A 24,850-nucleotide genomic window follows, 5' to 3' on the forward strand; every position below is an offset into this window, starting at 1 on the left:
AATTACCGCCTGAAAACTTTACTTATTACTGGTTCGAAGTGATGTAATCGATCGCAGCTTGAACAGTAGTAATTTTCTCTGCTTCTTCGTCTGGGATCTCAGTATCAAATTCTTCTTCTAACGCCATTACTAATTCTACTGTATCTAATGAATCAGCACCTAAGTCGTCTACGAAAGAAGCTTCAACTTTTACTTCATCTTCGCTCACACCTAATTGCTCAATAGTAATTTTTTTTACGCGTTCTTCGATAGTACTCATTTTTTTTCCTTTAGTAGAAAATACAATTTTTCAAAATTGCGTGTAGTGTATTCGCCTACAGGCTAGCTTGCAAGCTTATCGTTTTGCTTTTATTGCTGGTCTAACCTGTTGACAGTTATGCTATTATGCTTATTTATTAAATATTATCAATATGTTAAATAAACATTGTTTAAACCATGTACATGCCGCCATTAACATGTAATGTTTCACCTGTTATGTATCCTGCAGCATCAGAGGCTAAAAATGCAACAGATTTTGCTATTTCTTCTGGCTTACCTAAACGATTTGCAGGTACTTGTGAAAAAATACCTTCCTTTTGTTCGTCTGTTAGCGTCTGTGTCATATCAGTATCGATAAAACCTGGAGAGACAGTATTAACCGTGATACCACGTGATGCAACTTCTCTTGCTAACGATTTCGTAAAGCCAATTAAGCCGGCTTTCGCTGTAGCGTAATTAACTTGACCTGCATTACCCATTGTTCCAACAACTGAACCAATGTTAATAATACGACCAAAGCGCTTCTTCATCATAGGGCGCATAACGGCTTTACTAATTTTAAATACCGATGATAAGTTCGTATCGATGATATCATTCCACTCATCGTCTTTCATACGCATAAATAAGTTATCACGCGTAATACCTGCATTATTCACTAAAATATCAATAACGCCAAACTCTTGTTTAATCGTTTCAAACATTGAGCTAATTGATTCATCATCAGTAACATTTAAGACTAAACCTTGACCGGCACCTAAATATTCGCTGATTTTTTCAGCACCATGTTCAGACGTTGCAGTACCTACTACGGTTGCGCCTAATGCTTTAAGTTGTTCTGCAATAGCTTTACCAATACCACGACTAGCGCCTGTCACTAATGCAACTTGACCTTCTAACGAAAACATATATGTTCCTATTGTAATAAGTTATTTGCTTGTTCCAATGACGCATTGTCATTCATTGAAGTACAAGAAATTGATTTATTGATCCTTTTTACTAACCCTTGTAAAACTTTACCTGGCCCTATTTCTAACGCAGTATCTACACCATCTTGGGCTAATTTTTCTACGGTTTCAGTCCAGCGCACAGGGCTATATAGTTGTTTAATTAACGCCATTTTAATGGCTTCTACATCTGATTCAACAGTCACGTCTACATTATTAATGACTGATATTTCAGGGGTATTAAACGTGACTTGTTTAAACTGTTCAGCAAGTTGCTCAGCCGCGTCTTTCATCAAGGCGCAATGCGAAGGCACGCTAACTGGTAGTGGCAAGGCACGCTTTGCACCTGCCTCTTTACAAAGTATACCTGCACGTTCAACCGCCTCTTTATGACCGGCAATGACGACTTGGCCAGGTGAATTAAAGTTCACTGCAGACACTACCTGTCCGTCTGCCGCCTGAGCACAGGCTTCAATCACTTTATCGTCAGCTAAACCGATAATTGCATACATTGCTCCAATTCCCTCCGGGACAGAAGCTTGCATAAATTCACCTCGTTTTTCTACCAATTTAACGGCATCTGATAAAGAAAGAACACCAGCACAGACTAAGGCAGAGTATTCACCTAAACTATGCCCTGCGAGAACAGCGGGTTTAATGTTAGATTGACTTTGCCATAAACGCCAAAGGGCAACACTTGCAGTAAGTAAAGCGGGCTGTGTATGGTTAGTTTGATTTAACTTCTCTGCTGGACCTTCATTAACAAGTTGCCAAACATTATAATCTAATGCCTCAGAGGCTTCGTTAAAGGTCTGCTGAACAATCTCATTATCAGTAAAGTCTTTTAACATACCTACAGCTTGTGAGCCTTGTCCGGGGAAAATAAACGCTAAATTTTGTTGCATAGAGTTACCTATTGACTTTTAACTGGCTATTCCAACCAATTAATCTGTAATCTGTTTATGATAAATGGGTATTCGTTATACCATGTTCAAGTTTTTTCGTTATTTTTTCAGGAACTTGACGTTCAACTTCTTTCATTGCTTCAAAAATTGCATTGGTAAACGCAGTTACACCAGCATTGCCATGACTTTTAATCACAATGCCGCGCAATCCTATCAAACTTGCGCCGTTATACTGGTCGGGGTTCAGGGCTTTAAAGATTTTTTTTAAGGTTGGAGCGAAAAATCGACCGAGTAATCGTGCAAAAATATGTTGCGATAACACACTTTTTAGTTTTTGATACACCAAACGAGCAACGCCTTCACACGTTTTTAGGGCCACATTTCCAACAAAGCCATCACAAACGATAACATCAGCTTTGTTATTAAAAATATCATTGCCTTCAATAAAGCCTATATAGTTAATATCAGGGTTCTCACTTAATAAGGTTGCGGCCATTTTAATATGATCGCTACCTTTAATTTCTTCAACGCCCATGTTTAATAAAGCAACCCTTGGCTTATTAATCGCTTCAACTTGCTCTGCCATTACCGTGCCCATAACGCCAAACTGGTATAAAACCGATGAATCACAAAAAACATTAGCACCAAGATCAAGCATAAAAACATGTTTATCATCGTGGTGTGTAGGTAACGCTGAAATAAGTGCTGGTCGCTCAACAGTAGGTAGTGTTTTTAACACAAAATGTGCTATTGAAAACAATGCACCTGTATTGCCTGCACTAACACAAGCATGAGCTTGACCGGAATGCACAAAATCAATCGCTTTACGCATTGATGAATCTTTTTTGGTTCGTAATGCTGAACTTGGTTTTTCGTCCATTGTCACCACATCAGTTGTGTGTTTAATGGATAATCGAGGATGGTCTTCTAGCTGATGCTGTTGAAGAAAATTTGAAATAAGTGTGTTGTCACCACATAAAATCAACTTAAGATCAGCAGATTTTTCTATGGCAAGCATTGCGGCTGGCAATGTTACAAGGGGGCCTTGATCGCCCCCCATAACATCGATGGCGATGGTTAAATCGCTCAATGTAGTATCCGCTATTTAGCGACTACTTTAACACCTTTATAAAAGCCATCAGCGGTAACGTGATGACGACGGTGTGTTTCACCTGATACTGGATCTACTGATAAGTTTTCAGCTGTTAATGCGTCATGTGAACGGCGCATGCCACGTCTTGAACGAGACTTCTTGCTCTTTTGAACTGCCATTGCCTAACTCCTAAAATCAATTAATTATTTAAGTTTTTTTAACACGTCAAATGGGTTCGGCTTCTCTTGCTCTTCAGGCAACTTTCCCCAAACACTATCAGCCGGAGACTGACAATCTTGTTGATCATGCCTAGGAATTAGTGGAATCGCAAGGATTAACTCGTCTTCAACTAACTCACGCAGGTTCACTTCACCATTTTCATCTAATTCTATTGCGTCATAATATGACGGCAATTCGTCAGCAGCTTCCTGATTTTTCACCGGACTGAAAACAAAGTCAATTAATAATGTTGACTCTAAAGACTCAGTACACCGCTGACATGTTAACGTAGCAGGAACCGACCCTTTGCCTGATATAGTTATCAAACCCAGTTCATCCACTCCGAATGCAACATTAACATGTATTTGTTCACTACAGCTTTCGCACGCAGCCAACAATCTATTCATTTCCGACGACTCAAAAAAGCCTTCACACACTAACCGACGTTGTGCGCTTTTATAGGGATCTATCGTGATCGGAAGTTTCAGATTCTGCATAAGGCGCGCATGATATAGCCGTTCAAGCCGTGTGTCAAAAGAAAATTAGCGAATTTGATTTAAAAATTCTTTATTGCCCTTATATTAGCAGAAACCGATTAAATTTTGAGTCATATCAATGAAAAAAATAGTGTTAGGGTCAACATCCCCCTTTCGTAAAGAAATTCTTAATAAACTAAAAATAGAATTCATTTGTGATAAGCCTAATATCGACGAAACCGCCCTTCCTGATGAGTCGGCTATTCAGTTAGTGGAGCGACTCGCCATTGAAAAAGCACAAGCAGTAGCCAAGCTACACGATAATGCGCTGATCATTGGCTCTGATCAAGTTGCTCTTTGTAATGAAAAGATACTAGGTAAACCACACACCAAAGAAAATGCTATTAAACAATTAATGAGCTTTAGCGGTAAGCGTGTAACATTCTATACGGGCTTATGTGTACTTGATAGCGATAGTGGGCAGATCCATGCTGTGGTTGAACCTTTCCACGTTTACTTTAAAACATTAAATAAAGCAGATGTGGAGCGCTACGTTGATGCAGAAATGCCACTTAATTGTGCTGGAAGTTTTAAAAGCGAAGGATTAGGTATTTGTTTATTTGAAAAGTTAGTGGGAGATGATCCAAACAGTTTAGTCGGGTTACCGTTGATAAAACTCATACATTTATTTGAAAAACATGGCTTTCATGTACTACAAGCAATTTAATATCGTGTGATATTGTTAATGTTATAGCACAATGGTGGCGACGTAACCCCCTAAGTAAATCGTCGCCAAACATACTCTAATGGACCAAGTTGATACTTCTTTAACCAAAAGCGAGCAAATAGAAGTTGTATTGATATGATGCAAGTGCCAAAAACAATAATAGAATAAAAAGGCACTTTCCCCATCCACGCAAAACCATAACCATAAAATAAGAAAACACAAACTGTGGTTTGCATCAAATACATGGTTAGTGCCATACGGCCAAGCTGCGATAAGCCTGAAAAGTTAACACCGTTATGCGATAAACGATAAAGCAATGCCATATAAGCAAGCGCCATCATTATACAACCCACCTGATAAACTAAGCCTTGAAATAAACCGAGCAAATCCGTAGAAAATGGGCTGCCCGTTATTGCTTTAATATAAGCATAAATAAAACTAAACCCTGCTCCAACAACAAATAACTTTATAATGTTATCCTTCGATGGCACATGAACTTGTCCACGTAAATATAAGCGAGCTAAATATACGCCAAGTAAAAATTGCCCTAACACCTGAAACGGCCGGCCCGTTTTTAAATATGCCATAGGACGTGGAATGGCACTAAAGATATTGCCCCAAAAAACATCCTTCGCTTCTTGAGCAGTGCGTAAAGATAACAAACTGACTTCTTGATAACCTAAGCTTTTTCTCAAATTATAAACAGTTTCTGTTAATGCATTCCAACCATTTAATTGTGAAGTTAACGATAATAATAGATGCATCAAAAGTGGTGCACACAACAATACAATAATCCAGCGGCATAAACGCGTATCGTCGATATCCTTAAAATACAACAAACAAACACCTAATAAACTATATAGGGTTAAAATATCACCATGCCATATTAAATACATATGGCTTATGCCCATGACAAATAAAACCAACATTCGTTTTAACCAAAAGGCGGTAAAATTTTTATTTTGTCGTTTCAATTTAGCGTATTGAAGAGCAAAACCAGCACCAAGTAATGTGGCAAAAACACTATAAAATTTACCTTCAATTAAAAAATCAATAACAAACAAAACCCCGCGATCCCACCATGGTAATGCTTGAATTTCATTGAAGTTAAGTGAATAAAAACCAGTAAAGCTGACCAAATTAGCAAAAATAATTCCACATAATGCAAAGCCGCGCATGGTATCTAGCGCACCAATACGCTGTTTAGTCGAGTGAACTCTATCTTTAGCAGTTAACAGCATTCTGGTTAATTCCTCTTACAAGCCTGTCGCTTTGTTATTGCCCTGTTAATAGTTTATTGATATCTTGCAACCAATATTAGTTATGTTATAACATAACTTTAAATAGAATTAAAAGATTAATAACGAGATCAATTTATTACACATCATTTTATTGTTTAGCTGGTTTCTCAAGTGCATTTACATTTTGTGTGCTGTTTGTCGGCTAACTGAACAAAAAACAACTCAATATAGCCTTTAAGCTTTATTAACAAAGAACTAACTTATACTACTAGGAGTATTTTTATGCATAGTATCAACCGCTATGTGTCACGCTTTACTGCATTAAGTACAGCACTATCAATAGCTTTTGTTACTCAGGCGCAAGTATCAGATACGACCGCTAAAAACGAAGACATTGAAGAACAACAAATCGAACGATTAGTGATCATGGGTAGCCCCGTTGGCACCCTTGGCCTAAATAATGAATCAAGCACAGCAAGCCGACTAGGCTTAAATGCAATGGAAACACCTGCAACAATTGAAATTGTTGATGCCGAGCTAATGCGTGCGCGAGGTTATACAAAGTTATCTGATTCATTAGCAAATCTACCAGGTGTTGTAACCGGTGAGCACCCTACTTCACCATCAACATTTTCAATGCGAGGCTTTAGTCGAGGACAAATTACCGTATTGCGTGATGGATTATGGATTGGACCAAGCACAATGGTGATGCGGCCACAAAATACTTTTAACCTTGAACGTGTAGAAATACTGCGTGGCCCAGCATCCGTGTTAAATGGTATCGGTTCTGTAGCAGGAACGGTAAATGCAATAACTAAAACAGCATACGCTGGCATGAACAATGGCACAAACTTACAACTCGGGTATGGCAGCCATAATTCATATCATTTAGGTTTAGGTAGTCAAGGTGAATTAGATGAAAACCTATGGTACACCTTTGATGTAAGCCGATATGCCAGTGACGGTTACGTTGATAACACCAATTCAGAATCAAATAATTTCACCACCAGCCTTTTATGGCAAGCAAGTGACAAACTTTCCTTGAAATTTAGTGCCGATTATTTAGAGGATGATGTAGGTAGTTATTACGGAACGCCTTTAATACCAGCAAATGATGCTAAAGATCCGTTGGGCATTATTGAAACAGGACGCGGTGAAGTACTTGATGGTGCTATGCGATACAACAATTATAATGTTGCAGACGCATACGCAAAATCTGATCAATTGTTCCTAAGGCTAGATGCCGACTATCACATACATGAAGATATGCGATTACAATATACCCTGTTTAAATTTGATGCTTCGCGCGCATGGCAAAATGCAGAAGGTTATGTTTATTGTACTGAAGTAGCCGGTACTTGTAACAATTACGGGGAGGTACAACGCTATTATGGTTACTTTATATTAGATCATGAGCAAGACGTTTTAGGTAACCGTATTACCTTAAATGTAAATTCGACGTTTGGCGAGATAGAAAGTCGCCTGGTGACTGGCTTTGAAACCACATCATTAGACTTTGTTAGATCTCGTGGTTTTCGTAGACAAGTTGAACAAACGCCCGCAGATGCCCTTGATCCATATAGCCCACAACCTGGCGTTTATGGTCAGCGAGAGTTACGAGGTGTCAGCCCAACAGATATGACAACGCGTGCATTTTTCTTTGGTAATGCATTACAACTTACCGATAAATTAAGCCTTGTTACAGGCGCTCGCTATGAAACATTAAAACTGACAAGAGAAAACTTTAATGCTGAAGGTGAAAATGAAAACAGTGGCTTTAAACGAGATTATAACTGGATAAGTTGGCGTATTGGCAGTGTTTATAAACTCACTGATGATACCGTACTATATGGCCAATATAGCAATGCTAAAGATCCTATCAATTCAAATATTTTTTTAGTTAATAACAATCAAAACTTTGACTTAACAGACGCAACTCAATTTGAAGTTGGTCTAAAAGCCAGTTGGATGCAAGGTAAAGCAGAAACTACTCTTGCTTATTTTAACATTGAACGTGATGATATTTTTGAACGATTTGCTCTTGATAGTGTTACCAATGTTGGTGGTCGAAGTTCAAAAGGTATCGAAGCATCAACCTCATTACTATTAAGTGACAATTGGCGACTTGGCGCGAATGCCGCCTATACAGAGGCTACCTTTGAACGTTCTGCAAATGTTGAATTATTTGCAGGGAACACCCCGCCTAATGTACCTGAGCTAACGGCTAATATTTATTCTAGTTACGATAACATCGCCAACTTACCAATAGAAGTTGGGGCATCAATACATTTTGTTGATGACCGTTATGGCGACAATCCTAATACCGTTACCTTAAAAGCCTATACCTTGACCAATATTTTTGCTTCTTATAAAGGCGACAACTATCGAGTTACGGCTCGCATAGACAACCTTTTTGATAAAGCATATGCACCTTGGTCTGATGTGTTTTATTTACATCAAGACAGTCCAGGCTTTATTTATGCGAATGAATTATTAATCGGTGCACCACGTAATGTACGTGTGATGTTTGATTACCAATTCTAAAAGCAAAGGAATGATTATGTTTAACGTCAATCATGCATTATTTTGGCTAAGTTTATCTGTTATATGTGCTACTAACATACCGTTTAATGTAAAAGCTGCTGAGCATAAAGACGAAGTTTATTCAACGACGTTTTTTGATCAGTATTCGCCTTTAACAGCATTAGATATGGTGAATCAATTACCAGGTTTTACGTTAATTGAAACCGACGATGATATACGAGGCTTTACTACAGGTGCTGGTAATGTATTGATTGATGGTCGACGCCCAACCACTAAATCAGGTGGAATAAACGAAACTCTTTCACGTATTTCCGCTGCACAAGTCGCGTACATAGAAATTTTACGCGGTGCATCTGGTTCCTCAGACGCCGCAGGTCAAGCCGTTGTTGCCAATGTAGTAAAATTGAAGCAAGGCGCAGCTAAGCATTGGAAACTTGCCTTTGAAAAAACAGGTAACGGTGAGCTTTCACCAAGTACTGAATGGGTTTTATCTAACCACATAAAGGGATGGGACAGCGCGTTTAAGTTTAATGCCATCAGTCAAAAATCACCTAGAGATGCTAACATTTCAACTTATGGTCCCACAATGGAGCTGCTCAGCTATCAGCAGGAAACCCGGCCCAGTACGCTAAACGATATTTTTATTTCAGGAGATAGCAAAAAACAATTCAATCAACATACTTTTAGTATCAACGCGAGAGTTGGTTGGAGCCAGTTTGTTACCGATACCGAGCGTTTAAGCTATACACAGCCGCAACAAAATCAAATCATTAATCGATATCAAAATGATCGTGATAGCCAATTTTATACGGGCGAATTAGGTCTAGAATGGCAAAAAATCCTTGCCCCACACTGGCAGTGGCGAATTTTAAACATTAACAACGTGCAGAATTGGTTTGTTAATTCATTTTCATTCGACAAGCCACCTAATGAAGATATTAAAAACGCCACCCGTTTACGATTTGATGAACATAGATCTGAACATGTTTTACGTAATGTATTTAGTAGAACGGGTGGAGAACAAGGCATGCTAAAACAGCAGGAATATGGGCTAGAAGTCGCCTTCAGTACTTTAGAAAGTTGGTTGACACTTGAACGACAAGATTTATTAACGCCGCAGTTAACGAATAAACGTTATTCACAGGCGAAAGAAATACGAGGTGAAGCCTTTGCTAACCTTAACTGGCAATGGCAAAAATTAGTATTAGATACCGGTATTGCTGCAGAATACTCTCAACTTAACGTGACTGGCGATAATAGCGATGAACAATCATTATTCTTTTTCAAACCCTCACTTGCGCTCGCTTATAACAGCGATAAAAATCGCCAATATCGAATTAGTCTGCGTCGTTCAGTAGGTCAACTTGATTTTAGTGATTTTGCTGCCAGTGCTGATTTAGTTAACGATCGTGAAATTTCAGGTAATCCCCGCCTACGCCCAGAAACAAAAACAAAAGCCACTCTAGCTTTCGATCAACGATTTGCTGAAAAAGGCGCATTCTCAATAGCACTGTATTATGAATGGCGACAACATGTATTAGAGCACATAATTTTACCTTCAGGGGACTACGCACTTGGCAATGCAGGTAAAGCAGAAGTTAAAGGTATCACATCCTCTTTAAATTTACCGCTACATCAATGGGTCAAAGGAGCACAAATAGCATTTCAAGCAAATTTTATTGACTCAACCTTTATTGATCCCGTGACTAACCGTAACCGCCAGTTAACAGAATTAACCACCCCTGACATTACGGTAGATTTTAGACAAGACATAAATCAACACCATATTTTTTGGGGGATCAGCTATCAAGACTACCAACGTCGTAAAGAATTTTATGTGAATGAATATAGCCATTTTCACACATACGGGCGATGGCATGTATATGTTGAAGGGATAGTCTTTAACGACTTAAAAATACGAGTTGATATCAGCAATATAGGTGATGACGAAACGAAATGGCAACGAAAATTATATCACCCCTCTCGTCACGATGCCCTACAACAATTACAAGTGACACAACGTCATCGAGATCCCACCGTTAACATTAGCTTTAGTCAAACATTTTAATTCAAGGATAACCCTATGTTACGCATCGAAGAATTAACGAAAGCATTTAATGACAATTATGCTTTGCAACAACTTTCATTAAACATTGAACCAGGTGAAATATATTGCCTACTTGGTAGTAATGGTGCCGGTAAAAGTACAACACTCAACCTGTTACTTGGTTTTTTAAAAGCAGACAGCGGACACATCTATATTGATGAAAAACTTGTGGATGTAAATCAAAAACATTCACTTGCTACAGCGAGAGATAAAATTGCGTATATCCCAGAACAAGTAAATTTATATCCGCAGTTTAATGCCATGGAGAATCTAGCATATTTAGCGAATTTAGGTGGCATTAAACCCGCCTACGAGCAATTTGAGCAAGCATTAACACAAACAGGCCTTGCTAAAAATATGTGGCATAAGCCGCTAAAAGATTATTCAAAAGGTATGCGACAAAAAGTCGGTATCGCATTTGCTATTTTACGCCAAGCAAAGCTATTACTGTTAGACGAACCAACCTCTGGGCTTGATCCAAGTGCTACACAAGAGTTTATTCATATAATAGATAATCTTGCACAACAAGGTGCTGCAGTATTAATGGTTACTCATGATCTTGAGTGTAGCACTACATTAGGAGATAAGTTTGCCATCCTAAAGGAAGGAGAAGTCATAGAGCAGTTTAGTCAAAAAGACCTTGCTAGCGTCCCGCTTCATCAACGCTACCAACAATCCATTTATCCTCAACCCATTAATTTAAGTGCATAGCAGGTGAAACGATGAAACAAATTCGCGCTATTTTTATCCATGAGTGGCAACAAAAACGTCGTAGTGATCTGCTGATTTTATTGTTTATCACGATGCAAATTTTATTATTAATTGCCTTACTAACCGCCTGGGGACAATTTAAACATACGCTAAATCAACAACAAAGTGCTCAAACCATCGTTGAACAGCAATGGCAACAGCAACCTGAACGTCACCCACACCGCGTTGCTCATTTTGGACATTTTACCTTCCGACCACCAAGTTCATTAAGCTTTTTTGATAATGGCGTTAACCATTTTGTTGGTAATGCCATATACATAGAAGCCCATAAACAAAACAGTGCTAATTTTGCCAATATTCAAGACAGTGATGTGCTATTAAGGTTCTCTGAGTTATCTGTCGCTAATATTTTATTATTATGTTGGCCCTTATTGCTGATAGCACTTGCCTATAACAGCATGGTGACTGAACGAGAAACTGGCACATTACGTCAGCTTCTATCGATGAATATACCTCTGACACGCTTACTCATTGGTAAAGGATTAGCTTACTTTGTTGTATCTATTTTATTTATCTTTCCCACTTTTATCTGTACATTTGGTTTGATTACGTTTAGTGGTCTTGGCTCTAATGTCGATACATTATTGCGTATTTTAACATTGTTCGTGCTATATCTGGCGTATTGTGGTTTTTGGATAGGGCTAATTTTAGTCATTTCTAGTGTGGTAAAGTACTCCTCACAAGCACTTAATATTTTGATCGCCATTTGGTTTTTATTAACCATTATAAGCCCGCGATTATTAGCGGATATTGCAGGTGAAAGCTACCCTCAACTTAACCGTAATGCGTTTAACCAACAAATTAAACAAGCCATAAATCAAGTAGGTGATAGCCATAATCCAGACGATCCACACTTTAACGATTTCAAAACAAAAGTATTAGCACAATATGGTGTAAACCATATAGAAGAATTGCCCGTTAATTATAGAGCACTAGTTATTCAAGAAGGCGAACGTATTAGTTCTGAAATTTATACGCGATTGTATCAGCAGCAAGTTGAACAATTACGTAAGCAACAATCGATGCTCGCTAACTGGTATTGGATCAATCCTTATTTATTAGTACGTGATATATCAATGGCACTATCTGCTACTGATGTATGGCACTTTTATGACTTTGAACAGCAAACAGAAGCACATCGCTTTGCTAGAATTTCAAAACTCAATAAAATACATGCTGAACATATCGAACGTGAACATGATAGTTCATCAAAAGCTGATTCAACTCACTGGCAAGACTTTGAACGCTTTGAATATCAAGTACCGTCACTCTCTTTCTCATTAGCACCATTTAAGCAAGTTTGGTTTATGCCATTAATATGCTTTTTTCTCATTGGTGGTTTGTTATTTAGCAAAATCTTACGTAGGAGTATTTATGCATTGGCTTAAATTTGAAATTAAACTCTTATTATCTAGCGTTGTCACAAGAATGACACTTTTGTTAGTGATCACATGTGCGTTATTCGCGATTAAATTCGGTGATAATGCATTACAACAGCAAAAACAAGCGCAGGCCCAAAGCCAGGCAAAATTTGAACAAACACTGACGCAATATCAAAAACAAACGTCACCCCCAACTGCCGGTCATTTAGGTTATTACTTATTTGGAGCAACACAGTGGCAGTTATCACCTTGGTCAGCTTTATTTATAGGTCAAAGTCAAACCGCCTATGCTGATATGCCGGTAAGAGCGTTAGCATTACAAGGACAGATTTATACGCAAGAAATGTTGAACCCAAACCAACAAAAAGCGGGTCGTTTAGATTTAGGTTTTGTGTTCATATATTTAATGCCTTTATTACTGGGAGCGTTAGCGGTAACAACATTAAGTGATGAACGACAAGCAAACCGGTGGCGAATACTTAATTCCTTAGTTCAAGCAGGTACAGGATTAATCTGGCGGCGATTAATACTTTGCGGTTTGTTGGTATTAGGGCTCAGTTATAGCTTACTCGTATTAGCCGTGATTTGGTTAAACCTTAATATCAGTGAAATTTTCTGGTGGTTAATTTGCGCGCTAGCCTTGTATCTTTGTTTTTGGAGTTTAGTGGTTGCCCTGATCATATGTTTGGGGAAAAACTCCGTATTTAATACCTTCTCATTTGTCGCTATTTGGTTAGCGATAACCATATTACTGCCAGCAAGTATACAATTGTATTTAAATCATCAGTATCAAGACCACCCTGCACTTGCGGCAACACTAGAACAGCGAATGATAATGAATAATGGCTGGGATGCTCCGCCACAACAAGCATTTCAACAATTTATTAAACTGTACCCACAATACCAGAACTTTGAACTTCCTGATGCAAGTGGTTCTTGGCCATGGTATTACGCACAACAACACCTTAGTGATGTGCAAGTAAATCATCAATGGCAGCAATATCTGCAACAATCAGAAAGTAGATTCGAGACTTTAAAGGCCTTAAGTTGGTTGACGCCTAGTCTACAATTACAATTGAATGTCAATCACCTTGCTGGAAGCGACGGTGAAAGTTACTTACACTACCTTAAAAGTATTGATAACTATCATCAGGAAATTCGTGAGTATTTATATCAGCATTTATATACTGAAAATAAAATTAATCAGCACAGCTTACCCCAGTTTCCTCGTTTTAATAGCCAGCAAATACAGAGCGTGAACTGGTCAGGTTTACTCAAACTCGTCGTACTCATTTTAGTGCTGTTAATATTCTTTGATTGGCGGCGTAAAAAATTACCTGAATATTAATCCTGAAAATTCATTAATAAAGGGGCTAAATGTTAACATTTAGCCCCTTTAATTTTTCATTTATTAACTTCGCTAATTGACGCGTTAATTGCGTTTAATACTTCTGTTGGTTGCTCTGATTTCGTGATGGGTCGCCCAATAACGAGGTAATCAACACCATCTGCCACCGCTTGTTCAGGCGTCACGATACGTTGTTGATCATCACTTGCTGCACCTTTTGGACGAATTCCAGGAGTGACCAAAGCGAAATCTTGTCCAAGCTGCTCTTTTAATAATTTAGCTTCTTGAGCCGAACAAACGACTCCATCAAGCCCTGCTTTTTTTGCAAGCTGCGCTAAAAATTGCACTTGCTCAGCAGGCGTTTTATTAATACCAAGGGTTATTAAATCATCTTGGCTCATACTGGTGAGTACCGTAACACCAATAAGTAATGGCGCTTTGTCACCATATGGTAGTAACGCTTCTTTTGCTTTCTGCATCATGGCAAGACCACCAGAAGTGTGTACATTAACCATCCATACACCCAACTCAGCCGCTGCAGTTACTGCCTTTGCGACCGTATTAGGAATATCATGAAATTTAAGATCTAAGAATACATCAAAGCCTTTAACTACCAATGTTTTAACAAACTCAGGTCCAAAGTAAGTAAACATTTCTTTGCCTACTTTTAATCGACATGTCGTTGGGTCAATAGTATCAACAAACGCTAACGCATCAGACTGATTATTAAAATCTAATGCAACAACAACTTTTGCATGGCTCATAGAATTATCCTTAAAATAAACTTGGAAGTATTTTACCGTACTTAGTACCAATAAATAAATAACGACTTATATTCTAAATAGAAAGGTACTAATTGAAGCGGAGAGACGCAGTTTGCTAATGCAAATGAGTATCGACAAAAGCGGTGCCTTTATATGACGAATATAAGCGTTATTCGCCTTCTAGGCCACGCACGGGTTTAAGCTGTTCCCAATCATGGCATGATGGGCATGACCAATAATGTGTACTACTATTAAATCCACATGTACGACAATTATAACGCTGTTTAACATTTAAATAGGCTGAAATAAGTTGTTTGATCATCTCTAACGATTCAGTGTCATTCTCAGCAGACTTGTCTTGCATTTGCATTTTAATAAAATGCTTAAACCCTTTGATCGTTGGTCTACGTTTTAACGCTGTCAGCAAGAAATCTTGTGCTTTTTTATTACTATGTTTTTGTTCGATATATGAGAGATATTCAATTAACGCACTACTTGAACCCGTTTCATCATAGACTTTTTTAATAAAGCTATAAAAACTATCTAACTCTCCTAGCTCTTTAAAGCAATAGTACATTCTATCAATAACATCAGGGAAAAACTCACTATCTTGACCGTAGATTGCCTTGTAACATTGGCAAGCTTCATAATACTGCTGATGTTTTTCATATATTTGTGCGAGTAACCAATTTGCACGACAAGAATTTTCATCATACTTTAGCGCTTCTTCTAACAGTTCTATTACATCAATAAATTGATCATTATCTAAGGCAACTGTAGCTAGCTCACAATAAAAATTTGCCAACACATGAAGTAGCTTTTTATCTTTTGACTTTACAATGACTTTCTTTAACGCAATGCCTTGCTGCCAATCATTGGTAGATTGGTAAATTTGCAACAGATAATTAAGTGATTTAAGACCAAACGCTTTGGTTTTTAATAGGCCATGAAACATTGACTCAGCGCGATCATATAAACCAGCACTTAAAAAATCTTTACCAAGCTCATATGCTGCTTGTTGTTTTGCCTGAGTGGGTAAATGCTTTTGACGTACTAAATGTTCATGCACTTTAAGCGCTCGATCTAATTCGCCCCGCTTGCGAAATAAGTTCGCCATGGCAAAGTGCGCTTCAACAGTATCATCTTCTAGTGTAAGGGTTTCTAATAAGTATTCTATTGCTTTATCTTGTTGGTTAGACAACAGATAATTTAAACCTGTGGAATACTTGATAGAAAGATCTTGTTTTGCTGTTTGCTGGCTTTGTTTGACGCTATTGCGCCCCATGAACCAGCCATAGCCCATTGCAACAGGTAATAAAAGGAATAAAAGTTCCAACATTATTGAATAATAGCCTTATTTTATTTGCTCAACGTGTTTGCGACGCTTTCTCATTGCCATGGTTAACTTCCATAGCACAGAAAATAAAATACCAATGAAAAAGCCGATAACGGTAAATAAACTAACCGCTGAAGCCACTGTCATTTCTTGTTTTGCAATTAAATAATTCAGGGTAATGTCTTGATTATTTTGACTGCCAAATACGAACGCGATGAGTAAAAGCAAGACAATAAAAATTACCGTAATGTATAAGCGCACAGGCTATGGTCCTATTCAAGCTATTTAGTCTTATTAAAACAAAAACGGCATGCTAATGCATGCCGTTTCTTCAATTTTTTAATGCTATGCTATTGAAGCATTTACGCGTTCGCGTAATTCTTTACCGGGTTTGAAATGCGGAACATATTTACCAGCCAAATCAACAGATTCACCAGTTTTTGGGTTCCTACCAACGCGTGGTGCTCGGTAATGCAACGAAAAACTACCAAAACCTCTAATTTCGATACGCTCGCCTTTTGACAAAGTTTGCGCCATCATCTCAAGAACTTCTTTAATAGCTTGTTCGACATCTTTTGCTGATAAGTGATTTAACTTATCAGCTAACTTTTCAATGAGTTCTGATTTGGTCATTCGACCCTCCAGTGTCCATCCTACATCACGACAAAGGTAACAAAATGGAGAGAACGTTTCTCTCCATATTACCGGTTAAAATTAGCTCTTAGCGTTTTTAAACGCTTCAGCCATTGCACTTAAACCTGTATCTTCTGGTTGGTTTAAGTTATCCATAGCTTCACGCTCGTCTGCTTGATCTTTCGCTTTGATTGATAAGCTAATAGTGCGGTTCTTACGATCTACACCCATGAACTTAGTTTCAACGTCATCACCAACAGATAATTCAGTAGTAGCATCTTCAATGCGGTCACGTGAAATATCAGAAACACGTAAGTAACCTTCAACGCCTTCTGCTAATTCAACTTTAGCACCTTTTGCGTCAACTTCAACTACTTTACCTTTAACAATAGCACCTTTTTTGTTATCTGTCAGATACATATTGAAAGGATCGTCTTCAGTTTGCTTAACGCCTAATGAAATACGTTCGCGCTCTGGGTCAACTTGAAGTACAACAGCTGAGATTTCATCACCTTTCTTATATTCACGAACAGCTTCATCACCGCCATTCCATGAAATATCAGATAAGTGAACAAGACCGTCAATACCACCGTCAAGACCGATGAAGATACCGAAGTCAGTGATTGACTTGATCTTACCAGATACTTTATCGCCTTTGCTGAAGTTCTTAGCAAATTCTTCCCAAGGATTTGGAACACATTGTTTCAGACCAAGAGAAATACGACGACGTTCTTCGTCTATTTCTAATACCATTACTTCAACAGTATCACCTAAGTTAACAACTTTAGATGGGTGGATGTTTTTATTTGTCCAATCCATTTCAGAAACGTGAACTAAACCTTCAACGCCTTCTTGAATTTCAACGAAACAACCGTAGTCTGTTAAGTTTGTTACGCGTCCAGAAAGTTTAGAGCCTTCTGGGTAACGGTTAGCAATTGCTACCCATGGATCTTCGCCAAGTTGCTTCATACCTAATGAAACACGAGTGCGTTCACGATCAAACTTTAATACTTTAACTTGGATCTCGTCACCAACATTTACAATTTCACTTGGGTGCTTAACACGCTTCCAAGCCATATCAGTGATGTGTAAAAGACCGTCAATGCCACCTAAGTCAACAAATGCACCGTAGTCTGTAAGGTTCTTAACGATACCTTTAACTTCAATACCTTCAGCAAGTGACTCAAGAAGAGCATCACGTTCAACACTGCTTTCTGATTCGATAACAGCACGACGAGATACAACAACGTTATTACGCTTTTGGTCAAGCTTAATAACTTTGAATTCTAAATCTTTACCTTCAAGGTGAGCAGTGTCGCGAACTGGGCGTACATCTACTAATGAACCCGGTAAGAAAGCACGAATGTTGCTAACTTCAACCGTGAAACCACCTTTAACTTTACCGTTGATAACACCGATAACAGTTTCTTTTTCTTCATAAGCTTTTTCAAGAACTTGCCAAGCTTCGTGACGTTTTGCTTTTTCACGAGAAAGAATTGTCTCACCGAAACCATCATCTGTTGCATCTAATGCAACATCAACTTCATCGCCAACATTAATTTCAACTTCACCCGTTGAGCTTTTAAATTGGTCAATTGAAATAACAGATTCAGATTTTAGGCCTGCATCAACTAAAACGTTGTCTTTGTTGATAGCTACTACGGTTCCTTTGATAATTGAACCTGGGCGTGTTTCGATTTCTTTTAAACTTTCTTCAAAAAGTTGTGCAAAATTTTCAGTCATAATAGTTATATGAGCTCTATATAATTTATCCAATCCACATTCATGTGTCATGGGGTTATTAAAAACGCCTTAAGCATCCATACTTTTAGGCAGCTTCATCAAAGCTTTTTATTAAAGCTCTGATGATTGTGTTAATTTTTCATTCGTAAATGAAAGTATTTTATCGACGGCCTGATCTATAGAAAGTTCAGTAGAATCAATAACAAAAGCCCCTTTAGCAGGCACGAGTGGCGCAACCGAACGATTCTGATCTCGCTCATCACGCTGACGTATGTCATCCAAAAGGCGCCCGATTTTAACATCATAACCTTTGTCTTTCAACTGATTATATCTACGGTGCGCGCGTTCTTCTGCACTTGCCGTTAAAAACACTTTAACAGGCGCATCAATAAAAACAACGGTGCCCATGTCTCGGCCATCAGCAACTAAACCAGGAGAGACACGAAATGCTCGTTGTCGCCGTAATAACGCTTCTCTAACACGTGGAAATGCTGCAACTTTTGAGGCAATAGCACCAATTTCTTCCGTACGAATAGTGTCAGTAACATCTTCGCCTTCTAAGATAACTTTGCTTTGCTCTTCACTGCTAATGTCAAATTGCACATCTAAGTGTGCTGCAATAGGAATAAGTGCCTCTTCATCACTGATATCAAGATGATGATATTGCGTTGCAACAGCTAGAACACGATAAATTGCACCACTGTCAAGTAAATGCCAACCTAACTGTTCAGCAACTAAGCGTGCTGCAGTTCCTTTACCAGCACCACTAGGGCCATCAATTGTGATCACTGGGATGCTTTCCTGCATACATTTTTCTCCTAATGTCGAAAATCGGCAGAAGTATACGAGATTTAGCGCGTAAAATCGCGTAAAAATTGCGAAATTTTACAGATTAACAAGACACATCAGCTAATTTTGTAAAATAATCAGGAAACGTTTTCGCTGTACATTTAGGATCATTTATCGTGATAGGCGTCTGACTTAATGCCACTAATGAAAAACACATTGCAACACGGTGGTCGTTATAAGTGTCTATGTCAGCATGGTTTAATGTTTTAGGTGGCGTGATTGAAATATAATCCTCCCCTTCAACAACTTCAGCACCAACTTTTCTAAGTTCAGTGGCCATCGCGGTTAAGCGATCAGTTTCTTTAACACGCCAATTATAGATATTACGGATGGTAGTAGTGCCTTTGGCAAAAAGCGCAGTCGTTGCTATTGTCATCGCTGCATCAGGAATATGATTCATGTCCATATCAACGGCTGTTAGTGGTTGTCCTTTAACCGTGATTGATTCATCTTGCCAGGTAACTTCTGCGCCCATTTTTTCTAACACATCGGCAAAGTGTTTATCACCTTGCACACTTAACGTACCTACTCCGTGTACGGTAATTTCTCCACCTTTAATAGCGCCTGCAGCTAAAAAATACGAGGCTGATGAAGCGTCACCTTCTACCATATATTTTTCAACGGCTTGATATGATTGATTACCAGTAACCTGAAAAGATTGATAATCATTGTTTTGTACCGTAACACCAAATCGTTTCATAATATCTAACGTGATATCAATGTAAGGCTTTGATACAAGTTCACCGTCAATATTAATATGGGTATCGCTAGCTAATAATGGTGTGATCATTAAAATAGCGGTTAAAAACTGGCTTGAAATCGAACCGTCAATGGTCACAGAGTTACCTGATAACGCCTTACCACGAATATTAACCGGTGGATAATCTTTAGTCTCAAGGTATTCGATATCAGCATTTAGTTGCGTTAATGCATCAACTAAATGCCCTATTGGACGCTCTTTCATGCGGGGTTCACCGGTAAGCACAAATTCGCCTTCACTCGCTGCAAGTGCAGCACATAAAGGGCGCATTGCCGTACCTGCATTTCCGAGGTATAACTCAAGCTTATCTTGAGCCTTAAAGAAACCTCCGTTACCGATCACTGTACATTCTGTACCACAATCACTTAAGGTAAATTCTACGCCTAATGTGGTTAACGCATTTAACATATGCTTAATATCATCACTCACTAATAAGTTTGTGATTTTGGTTGTACCATTAGCTAATGCAGCAATTAACAAAGCGCGATTAGACAAGCTTTTTGATCCCGGTAAGAATACTTCGCCATTAATTTTACCGATGGGCTGTACTGTTAATTGCTCCACTTAACTATTCCTCTGTTCAAACGTTTTCATAAAATCTACTAATTTTTCTACACCTTCTAACGGCATAGCATTGTATATACTTGCACGCATGCCACCCACCATACGGTGACCTTTTAGTGCTACTAATCCATTTTCTTTCGCTGCTGATAAAAACGCATCATTTAATGACTCGTCTTTAAGCCAAAAAGGTATGTTCATTCTACTTCTGAACATTTCATCAATATGGTTTTGGTAAAAGCTACTACTATCAACATAGTCATAAAGCAATTTAGCTTTACGTTTATTAACGTTTTCAATCGCACTTACACCACCAATACCTTTTAACCATTCAAATACTAACCCTGCCAAATACCAAGCATAAGTTGGCGGGGTATTATACATAGAGTCGTTTTCAGCTGAAGTTGTGTAATTCATAATACAAGGCGTATCTTTACGAGCATTGCCTAGCAAGTCTTCTCGAATAATAACAATGGTTAAGCCTGACGGTCCGATATTTTTCTGTGCGCCTGCGTAAATCAAGCCAAACTTATTAACATCTATATCATGTGACAAGATGGTCGAAGACATATCTGCGACAATTGGAATATTTCCAAATTTTGGGATATCAAATAGTTCTAAACCATCTACTGTTTCATTGGGGCAATAGTGAACATAAGCAGCATCAGGTGAAATTTTCCACTGGTCAAAAGGTTTAATGGTTTTAATGCCGTCATGCTCTTCAACAACAGATTGTTGACGTATTTCACCAAAGTTTTCCGCTTCTTTCGCTGCCGCTTTCGACCACGATCCAGAAACAATATACTCTGCATGACCACCAACGGGTAAAAGGTTCATCGGGATGGCTGAAAATTGCCCACGACCGCCGCCATGACAGAAAAGCACGCGATAATTTACCGGAATATTCATTAATTGTCGCAAGTCAGCCTCTGCTTTCGTTGCTAACGCCATAAATTCTTTACTACGATGGCTTAATTCCATGACAGAACACCCTGTATTCTGCCAATTAATAAATTCTTGTTGTGCCTTGCTCATTACCGCTGTGGGTAACATTGCGGGTCCTGCACAAAAGTTGTAAACCGCTGACATGCTTTGTAATACCTTTTGTAAAATTTTATCAAAAAAATAGGCGGTTAAATAACCGCCTATTTCCAATCCGTTTTAGCGGTGATTATTCATCATCGCCTTGGTCGAGACCTTCTGGCTTTTGTTCTGTTTCTGAAGAAACTTCACTTTCAGATGTAGCACCCTCAACTTCTGCACCTTTTTCAGTAGCTTCTGCAAGTAATTCTACATCTTCTACTTCATCAATGCGTTGTAATGCCACCACTTGTTCTTCATCACCTGTTCTGATAATACGAACACCTTGGGTGTTACGACCGATAATGCTTACTTCATTAACGCGCGTTCTTACTAGCGTACCATTATTGGTAATAAGCATGGTTTCGTCGTTATCTTCAACTTGTATCGCACCAACAACCTTGCCGTTTCTGTCACTTACTTTAATTGACACTACACCTTTAGTTGCACGACTTTTTGCAGGGTATTCATCAAGTTCAGTTCGTTTACCATAACCATTTTCAGTAATGGTTAATACTGCACCATCGTTCTTCGGCACAATTAAAGAAACAACTCGCTGCTCACCTTCAAGTTTGATACCACGAACACCTGTTGCCGTTCTACCCATGGCACGAAGTGCTTGTACTGGTTCACCTGTTTCAGGGTCTTTTTTCACTTCACCTGTTTCACTATCGCGAGCAAGTTCATTGAAACGTACCACTTTACCCTCATCAGAAAACAACATAATGTCATTTGTGCCATCTGTAATATCAACACCAATTAACGTGTCATCATCACGTAAGTTCAGGGCAATAATACCGTTAGCGCGTTGATTCGAGTATGCCGTTAATGGCGTTTTCTTAACCGTACCAGACGCCGTAGCCATGACGATATATTTACCTTCTTCGTACTCGCGTACAGGTAAAATAGCAGTGATACGTTCATCATTTTCAAGCGGTAATAAATTCACTATCGGTCGACCACGCGCTGTTCGACTTGCAAGCGGTAGTTGATACACTTTTAACCAATACAATTTACCACGGTTAGAGAAACACAAAATCGTGTCATGAGTGTTGGCCACCAACAAGCGCTCGATGAAGTCTTCTTCTTTCATGCGTGTAGCAGATTTACCTTTACCACCACGACGCTGTGCTTGATAGTCAGTCAACGCTTGATATTTAACATATCCTTCGCTTGATAACGTGACTACAACATCTTCTTCGTTAATTAAGTCTTCTAACGATAAATCATGAGAAGCATCAGTAATCTCGGTACGACGCTCATCACCGAAATCATTACGAATCACTTCAAGCTCTTCTTTTATGACTTCCATCAAACGCGATGGGTTTTCTAAAATGTGCAACAATTCTGCAATGATGTCTAATAACTCTTTGTACTCACTTAGAATTTTCTCATGTTCTAAACCAGTAAGTTTATGCAAGCGAAGATCGAGTATTGCTTGTGCTTGTTGTTCAGTCAGGAAGTATTGATTGTCTCGGATGCCAAAGTGGTCTTCTAACCACTCTGGGCGCGCAGCATCATTTCCAGCGCGAGCGAGTAACTCACCAACGTTGCCAAGTGTCCAACCTTGCGCCATTAACTTTTCTTCCGCTTCTTTTCTTGAAGGAGAAGTTTTAATAAGTTCAATGATTTCATCAATGTTAGCTAAGGCAATCGATAAGCCTTCTAAAATATGTGCACGTTCACGCGCTTTTCTTAGTTCGAAAATAGTGCGACGTGTAACTACCTCTCTGCGGTGAAGAATAAACGCTTCGAGCATTTCTTTAATGTTAAATAATTTTGGCTGACCTTCGATTAAGGCAACCATATTAAAACCAAAAGACACCTGCATTTGCGTAAGCTTATACAGGTTATTTAACACAACCTCGCCTACTTCGCCGCGTTTCACTTCAACCACCATACGCATACCGTCTTTATCAGACTCATCACGTAGGGCTGAAATACCTTCTAAGCGCTTTTCTTTTACTAGCTCAGCCATTTTTTCAATTAAGCGAGCTTTATTAACTTGGTAGGGTAACTCATGAACAACGATTGTTTCTTTACCTGACTTTTCGTCAACTTCAATCTCAGCGCGCGCACGAATTTTTATTTTACCTCGGCCAGTTTTGTAAGCTTCAACAATACCAGCGCGGCCACTAATAATACCTGCGGTTGGAAAATCTGGACCAGGAATATGTTCAATAAGTTCATCAATGGTGATGTCATCATTTTCTATTAACGCCAAACAACCATCGATAACTTCCGTTAAATTATGTGGCGGAATATTTGTTGCCATACCTACCGCAATACCTGAAGTACCATTCACTAATAAATTAGGAATACGCGTCGGCATAACCGCGGGAATAATCTCCGTACCGTCATAGTTAGGTACAAAGTCAACGGTTTCTTTGTCTAAGTCAGCAAGGATTGAATGCGAAATTTTTGCCATACGGATTTCCGTATAACGCATCGCCGCTGCTGAGTCACCATCGACAGAACCAAAGTTACCTTGACCATCTACCAACATATAACGCAGCGAGAAAGGCTGGGCCATACGTACAATCGTGTCATAAACAGCAGTGTCACCATGTGGGTGATACTTACCGATTACATCACCAACCACACGTGCTGATTTTTTGTAAGGCTTGTTGTAGTCATTACCCAATACATTCATCGCATAAAGTACGCGTCGATGCACGGGTTTTAAACCATCTCTAACATCAGGAAGTGCGCGCCCTACTATTACGCTCATCGCGTAATCTAAGTAGGAACTCTTAAGCTCATCCTCGATATTGACTGGAAGTATTTCTTTTGCCAGATCGGTCATAAATTGACAGTATCCCTAAATGTATTTTTGGAAATTATTATTTTATAAAGGCAATACGTATACGCTAGTAACTAGTGGACAGTATACGGCCATATAACCTGACATTTTGCTCTGGTTAACGCCGTATTTCAAGTGATTATTTTAATTGAATCTCTTTTTAACTAACATATTGAATATTAATGCATTATCCACGCAGTATACTGTACAACATTTGAACAGTTATACATTTTATAACAACACCGTCGTTTATTTGAACATCGCTTTCTCTAAAGCAGTACATACGATAGGCTAATATCGGTTTTT

The 24,850-nt window shown here is 38.7% G+C and carries 22 protein-coding genes; 6 read left to right on the plus strand and 16 right to left on the minus strand.

Features of this window, described 5'->3' with window-relative positions; genetic code table 11:
* Positions 1-25 precede the first annotated feature (25 nt).
* The 6 genes from acpP to yceD form a co-directional block, all read right to left on the minus strand.
* A complete protein-coding gene (gene acpP, locus QUE72_RS10110; RefSeq protein ID WP_074499317.1) occupies positions 26-259 on the minus strand; it encodes an acyl carrier protein in 234 nt (77 codons plus the stop codon).
* Between the two features lie 169 nt (positions 260-428).
* Entirely contained in the window at positions 429-1,163 is a 735-nt protein-coding gene (gene fabG, locus QUE72_RS10115) for a 3-oxoacyl-ACP reductase FabG (protein ID WP_074499316.1), read from the minus strand.
* Positions 1,164-1,171: 8 nt separating this feature from the next.
* On the minus strand, positions 1,172-2,107 hold the full coding sequence (gene fabD, locus QUE72_RS10120; RefSeq protein ID WP_286268808.1) for an ACP S-malonyltransferase: 936 nt from the start codon (positions 2,105-2,107) through the stop codon (positions 1,172-1,174).
* Positions 2,108-2,162: 55 nt separating this feature from the next.
* The gene (plsX, locus tag QUE72_RS10125; protein ID WP_286268810.1) at positions 2,163-3,197 is read right to left on the minus strand and encodes a phosphate acyltransferase PlsX; all 1,035 of its coding nucleotides are present in this window, start codon (positions 3,195-3,197) and stop codon (positions 2,163-2,165) included.
* 11 nt (positions 3,198-3,208) lie between these two features.
* The gene (gene rpmF, locus QUE72_RS10130) at positions 3,209-3,379 is read right to left on the minus strand and encodes a 50S ribosomal protein L32 (RefSeq protein WP_074499314.1); all 171 of its coding nucleotides are present in this window, start codon (positions 3,377-3,379) and stop codon (positions 3,209-3,211) included.
* A 24-nt stretch (positions 3,380-3,403) separates the two neighbouring features.
* Positions 3,404-3,916, minus strand: coding sequence for a 23S rRNA accumulation protein YceD (gene yceD, locus QUE72_RS10135; RefSeq protein WP_074499313.1), 513 nt, complete (start codon positions 3,914-3,916; stop codon positions 3,404-3,406).
* A gap of 118 nt (positions 3,917-4,034) precedes the next feature.
* Between yceD and QUE72_RS10140 the strand changes: the two genes are divergently transcribed.
* Positions 4,035-4,622, plus strand: a complete 588-nt coding sequence (locus tag QUE72_RS10140) for a Maf family protein (protein ID WP_074499312.1) — start codon at positions 4,035-4,037, stop codon at positions 4,620-4,622.
* 50 nt (positions 4,623-4,672) lie between these two features.
* Here the strand turns inward: QUE72_RS10140 and QUE72_RS10145 are convergent, their stop codons facing one another.
* Complete coding sequence (locus QUE72_RS10145; protein WP_286268813.1) at positions 4,673-5,863, minus strand: DUF418 domain-containing protein; 1,191 nt, start codon at positions 5,861-5,863, stop codon at positions 4,673-4,675.
* 282 nt (positions 5,864-6,145) lie between these two features.
* Between QUE72_RS10145 and QUE72_RS10150 the strand changes: the two genes are divergently transcribed.
* Genes QUE72_RS10150 through QUE72_RS10170 form a run of 5 tightly spaced genes read left to right on the plus strand, consistent with a single transcriptional unit; the run spans position 6,146 to position 14,015 of the window.
* Positions 6,146-8,407, plus strand: coding sequence for a TonB-dependent receptor (locus QUE72_RS10150; RefSeq protein WP_286268814.1), 2,262 nt, complete (start codon positions 6,146-6,148; stop codon positions 8,405-8,407).
* Positions 8,408-8,423: 16 nt separating this feature from the next.
* Positions 8,424-10,475, plus strand: a complete 2,052-nt coding sequence (locus QUE72_RS10155; protein ID WP_286268815.1) for a TonB-dependent receptor plug domain-containing protein — start codon at positions 8,424-8,426, stop codon at positions 10,473-10,475.
* Positions 10,476-10,490: 15 nt separating this feature from the next.
* Positions 10,491-11,225, plus strand: coding sequence for an ABC transporter ATP-binding protein (locus tag QUE72_RS10160; RefSeq protein WP_286268816.1), 735 nt, complete (start codon positions 10,491-10,493; stop codon positions 11,223-11,225).
* Positions 11,226-11,236: 11 nt separating this feature from the next.
* Positions 11,237-12,673, plus strand: coding sequence for an ABC transporter permease (locus QUE72_RS10165; RefSeq protein WP_286268817.1), 1,437 nt, complete (start codon positions 11,237-11,239; stop codon positions 12,671-12,673).
* Positions 12,660-14,015 carry a DUF3526 domain-containing protein gene (locus QUE72_RS10170; protein WP_286268818.1) on the plus strand — a complete coding sequence of 452 codons (1,356 nt, stop codon included), beginning with the start codon at positions 12,660-12,662 and terminating at the stop codon, positions 14,013-14,015. The genes QUE72_RS10165 and QUE72_RS10170 overlap by 14 nt, the downstream gene beginning before the upstream one ends.
* Before the next feature lie 56 nt (positions 14,016-14,071).
* Here QUE72_RS10170 and pyrF read toward each other — a convergent pair whose 3' ends face one another.
* The 9 genes from pyrF to gyrA form a co-directional block, all read right to left on the minus strand.
* Complete coding sequence (gene pyrF / locus QUE72_RS10175; RefSeq protein WP_286268819.1) at positions 14,072-14,779, minus strand: orotidine-5'-phosphate decarboxylase; 708 nt, start codon at positions 14,777-14,779, stop codon at positions 14,072-14,074.
* A gap of 169 nt (positions 14,780-14,948) precedes the next feature.
* A complete protein-coding gene (gene lapB / locus QUE72_RS10180; protein WP_286268820.1) occupies positions 14,949-16,118 on the minus strand; it encodes a lipopolysaccharide assembly protein LapB in 1,170 nt (389 codons plus the stop codon).
* Between the two features lie 15 nt (positions 16,119-16,133).
* Positions 16,134-16,376, minus strand: coding sequence for a lipopolysaccharide assembly protein LapA domain-containing protein (locus tag QUE72_RS10185; protein ID WP_074499303.1), 243 nt, complete (start codon positions 16,374-16,376; stop codon positions 16,134-16,136).
* 84 nt (positions 16,377-16,460) lie between these two features.
* On the minus strand, positions 16,461-16,748 hold the full coding sequence (gene ihfB / locus QUE72_RS10190) for an integration host factor subunit beta (RefSeq protein ID WP_074499302.1): 288 nt from the start codon (positions 16,746-16,748) through the stop codon (positions 16,461-16,463).
* Between the two features lie 81 nt (positions 16,749-16,829).
* Positions 16,830-18,491 carry a 30S ribosomal protein S1 gene (gene rpsA, locus QUE72_RS10195; RefSeq protein ID WP_139302621.1) on the minus strand — a complete coding sequence of 554 codons (1,662 nt, stop codon included), beginning with the start codon at positions 18,489-18,491 and terminating at the stop codon, positions 16,830-16,832.
* Between the two features lie 111 nt (positions 18,492-18,602).
* Positions 18,603-19,298, minus strand: a complete 696-nt coding sequence (gene cmk, locus QUE72_RS10200; protein ID WP_286268822.1) for a (d)CMP kinase — start codon at positions 19,296-19,298, stop codon at positions 18,603-18,605.
* Positions 19,299-19,383: 85 nt separating this feature from the next.
* Positions 19,384-20,664, minus strand: a complete 1,281-nt coding sequence (gene aroA, locus QUE72_RS10205) for a 3-phosphoshikimate 1-carboxyvinyltransferase (RefSeq protein WP_286268823.1) — start codon at positions 20,662-20,664, stop codon at positions 19,384-19,386.
* Positions 20,665-21,750: a 3-phosphoserine/phosphohydroxythreonine transaminase gene (gene serC, locus QUE72_RS10210; protein ID WP_286268824.1), complete on the minus strand. Its 1,086-nt coding sequence runs from the start codon at positions 21,748-21,750 to the stop codon at positions 20,665-20,667.
* Between the two features lie 82 nt (positions 21,751-21,832).
* On the minus strand, positions 21,833-24,547 hold the full coding sequence (gene gyrA, locus QUE72_RS10215; protein ID WP_286268825.1) for a DNA topoisomerase (ATP-hydrolyzing) subunit A: 2,715 nt from the start codon (positions 24,545-24,547) through the stop codon (positions 21,833-21,835).
* Between the last annotated feature and the right edge of the window lie 303 nt (positions 24,548-24,850).

It is taken from the genome of Thalassotalea hakodatensis, assembly GCF_030295995.1.
Lineage (GTDB): Bacteria > Pseudomonadota > Gammaproteobacteria > Enterobacterales > Alteromonadaceae > Thalassotalea_C > Thalassotalea_C hakodatensis.

Excerpts from the sequence above, each read along its gene's own strand:
- acpP (WP_074499317.1), bottom strand. The coding sequence starts at position 259 with ATGAGTACTATCGAAGAACGCGTAAAAAAAATTACTATTGAGCAATTA.
- fabG (WP_074499316.1), bottom strand. The coding sequence starts at position 1,163 with ATGTTTTCGTTAGAAGGTCAAGTTGCATTAGTGACAGGCGCTAGTCGT.
- fabD (WP_286268808.1), bottom strand. The coding sequence starts at position 2,107 with ATGCAACAAAATTTAGCGTTTATTTTCCCCGGACAAGGCTCACAAGCT.
- rpmF (WP_074499314.1), bottom strand. The coding sequence starts at position 3,379 with ATGGCAGTTCAAAAGAGCAAGAAGTCTCGTTCAAGACGTGGCATGCGC.
- yceD (WP_074499313.1), bottom strand. The coding sequence starts at position 3,916 with ATGCAGAATCTGAAACTTCCGATCACGATAGATCCCTATAAAAGCGCA.
- QUE72_RS10140 (WP_074499312.1), top strand. The coding sequence starts at position 4,035 with ATGAAAAAAATAGTGTTAGGGTCAACATCCCCCTTTCGTAAAGAAATT.
- QUE72_RS10145 (WP_286268813.1), bottom strand. The coding sequence starts at position 5,863 with ATGCTGTTAACTGCTAAAGATAGAGTTCACTCGACTAAACAGCGTATT.
- QUE72_RS10150 (WP_286268814.1), top strand. The coding sequence starts at position 6,146 with ATGCATAGTATCAACCGCTATGTGTCACGCTTTACTGCATTAAGTACA.
- QUE72_RS10155 (WP_286268815.1), top strand. The coding sequence starts at position 8,424 with ATGTTTAACGTCAATCATGCATTATTTTGGCTAAGTTTATCTGTTATA.
- QUE72_RS10160 (WP_286268816.1), top strand. The coding sequence starts at position 10,491 with ATGTTACGCATCGAAGAATTAACGAAAGCATTTAATGACAATTATGCT.
- QUE72_RS10165 (WP_286268817.1), top strand. The coding sequence starts at position 11,237 with ATGAAACAAATTCGCGCTATTTTTATCCATGAGTGGCAACAAAAACGT.
- QUE72_RS10170 (WP_286268818.1), top strand. The coding sequence starts at position 12,660 with ATGCATTGGCTTAAATTTGAAATTAAACTCTTATTATCTAGCGTTGTC.
- pyrF (WP_286268819.1), bottom strand. The coding sequence starts at position 14,779 with ATGAGCCATGCAAAAGTTGTTGTTGCATTAGATTTTAATAATCAGTCT.
- lapB (WP_286268820.1), bottom strand. The coding sequence starts at position 16,118 with ATGTTGGAACTTTTATTCCTTTTATTACCTGTTGCAATGGGCTATGGC.
- ihfB (WP_074499302.1), bottom strand. The coding sequence starts at position 16,748 with ATGACCAAATCAGAACTCATTGAAAAGTTAGCTGATAAGTTAAATCAC.
- rpsA (WP_139302621.1), bottom strand. The coding sequence starts at position 18,491 with ATGACTGAAAATTTTGCACAACTTTTTGAAGAAAGTTTAAAAGAAATC.
- cmk (WP_286268822.1), bottom strand. The coding sequence starts at position 19,298 with ATGCAGGAAAGCATCCCAGTGATCACAATTGATGGCCCTAGTGGTGCT.
- serC (WP_286268824.1), bottom strand. The coding sequence starts at position 21,750 with ATGTCAGCGGTTTACAACTTTTGTGCAGGACCCGCAATGTTACCCACA.
- gyrA (WP_286268825.1), bottom strand. The coding sequence starts at position 24,547 with ATGACCGATCTGGCAAAAGAAATACTTCCAGTCAATATCGAGGATGAG.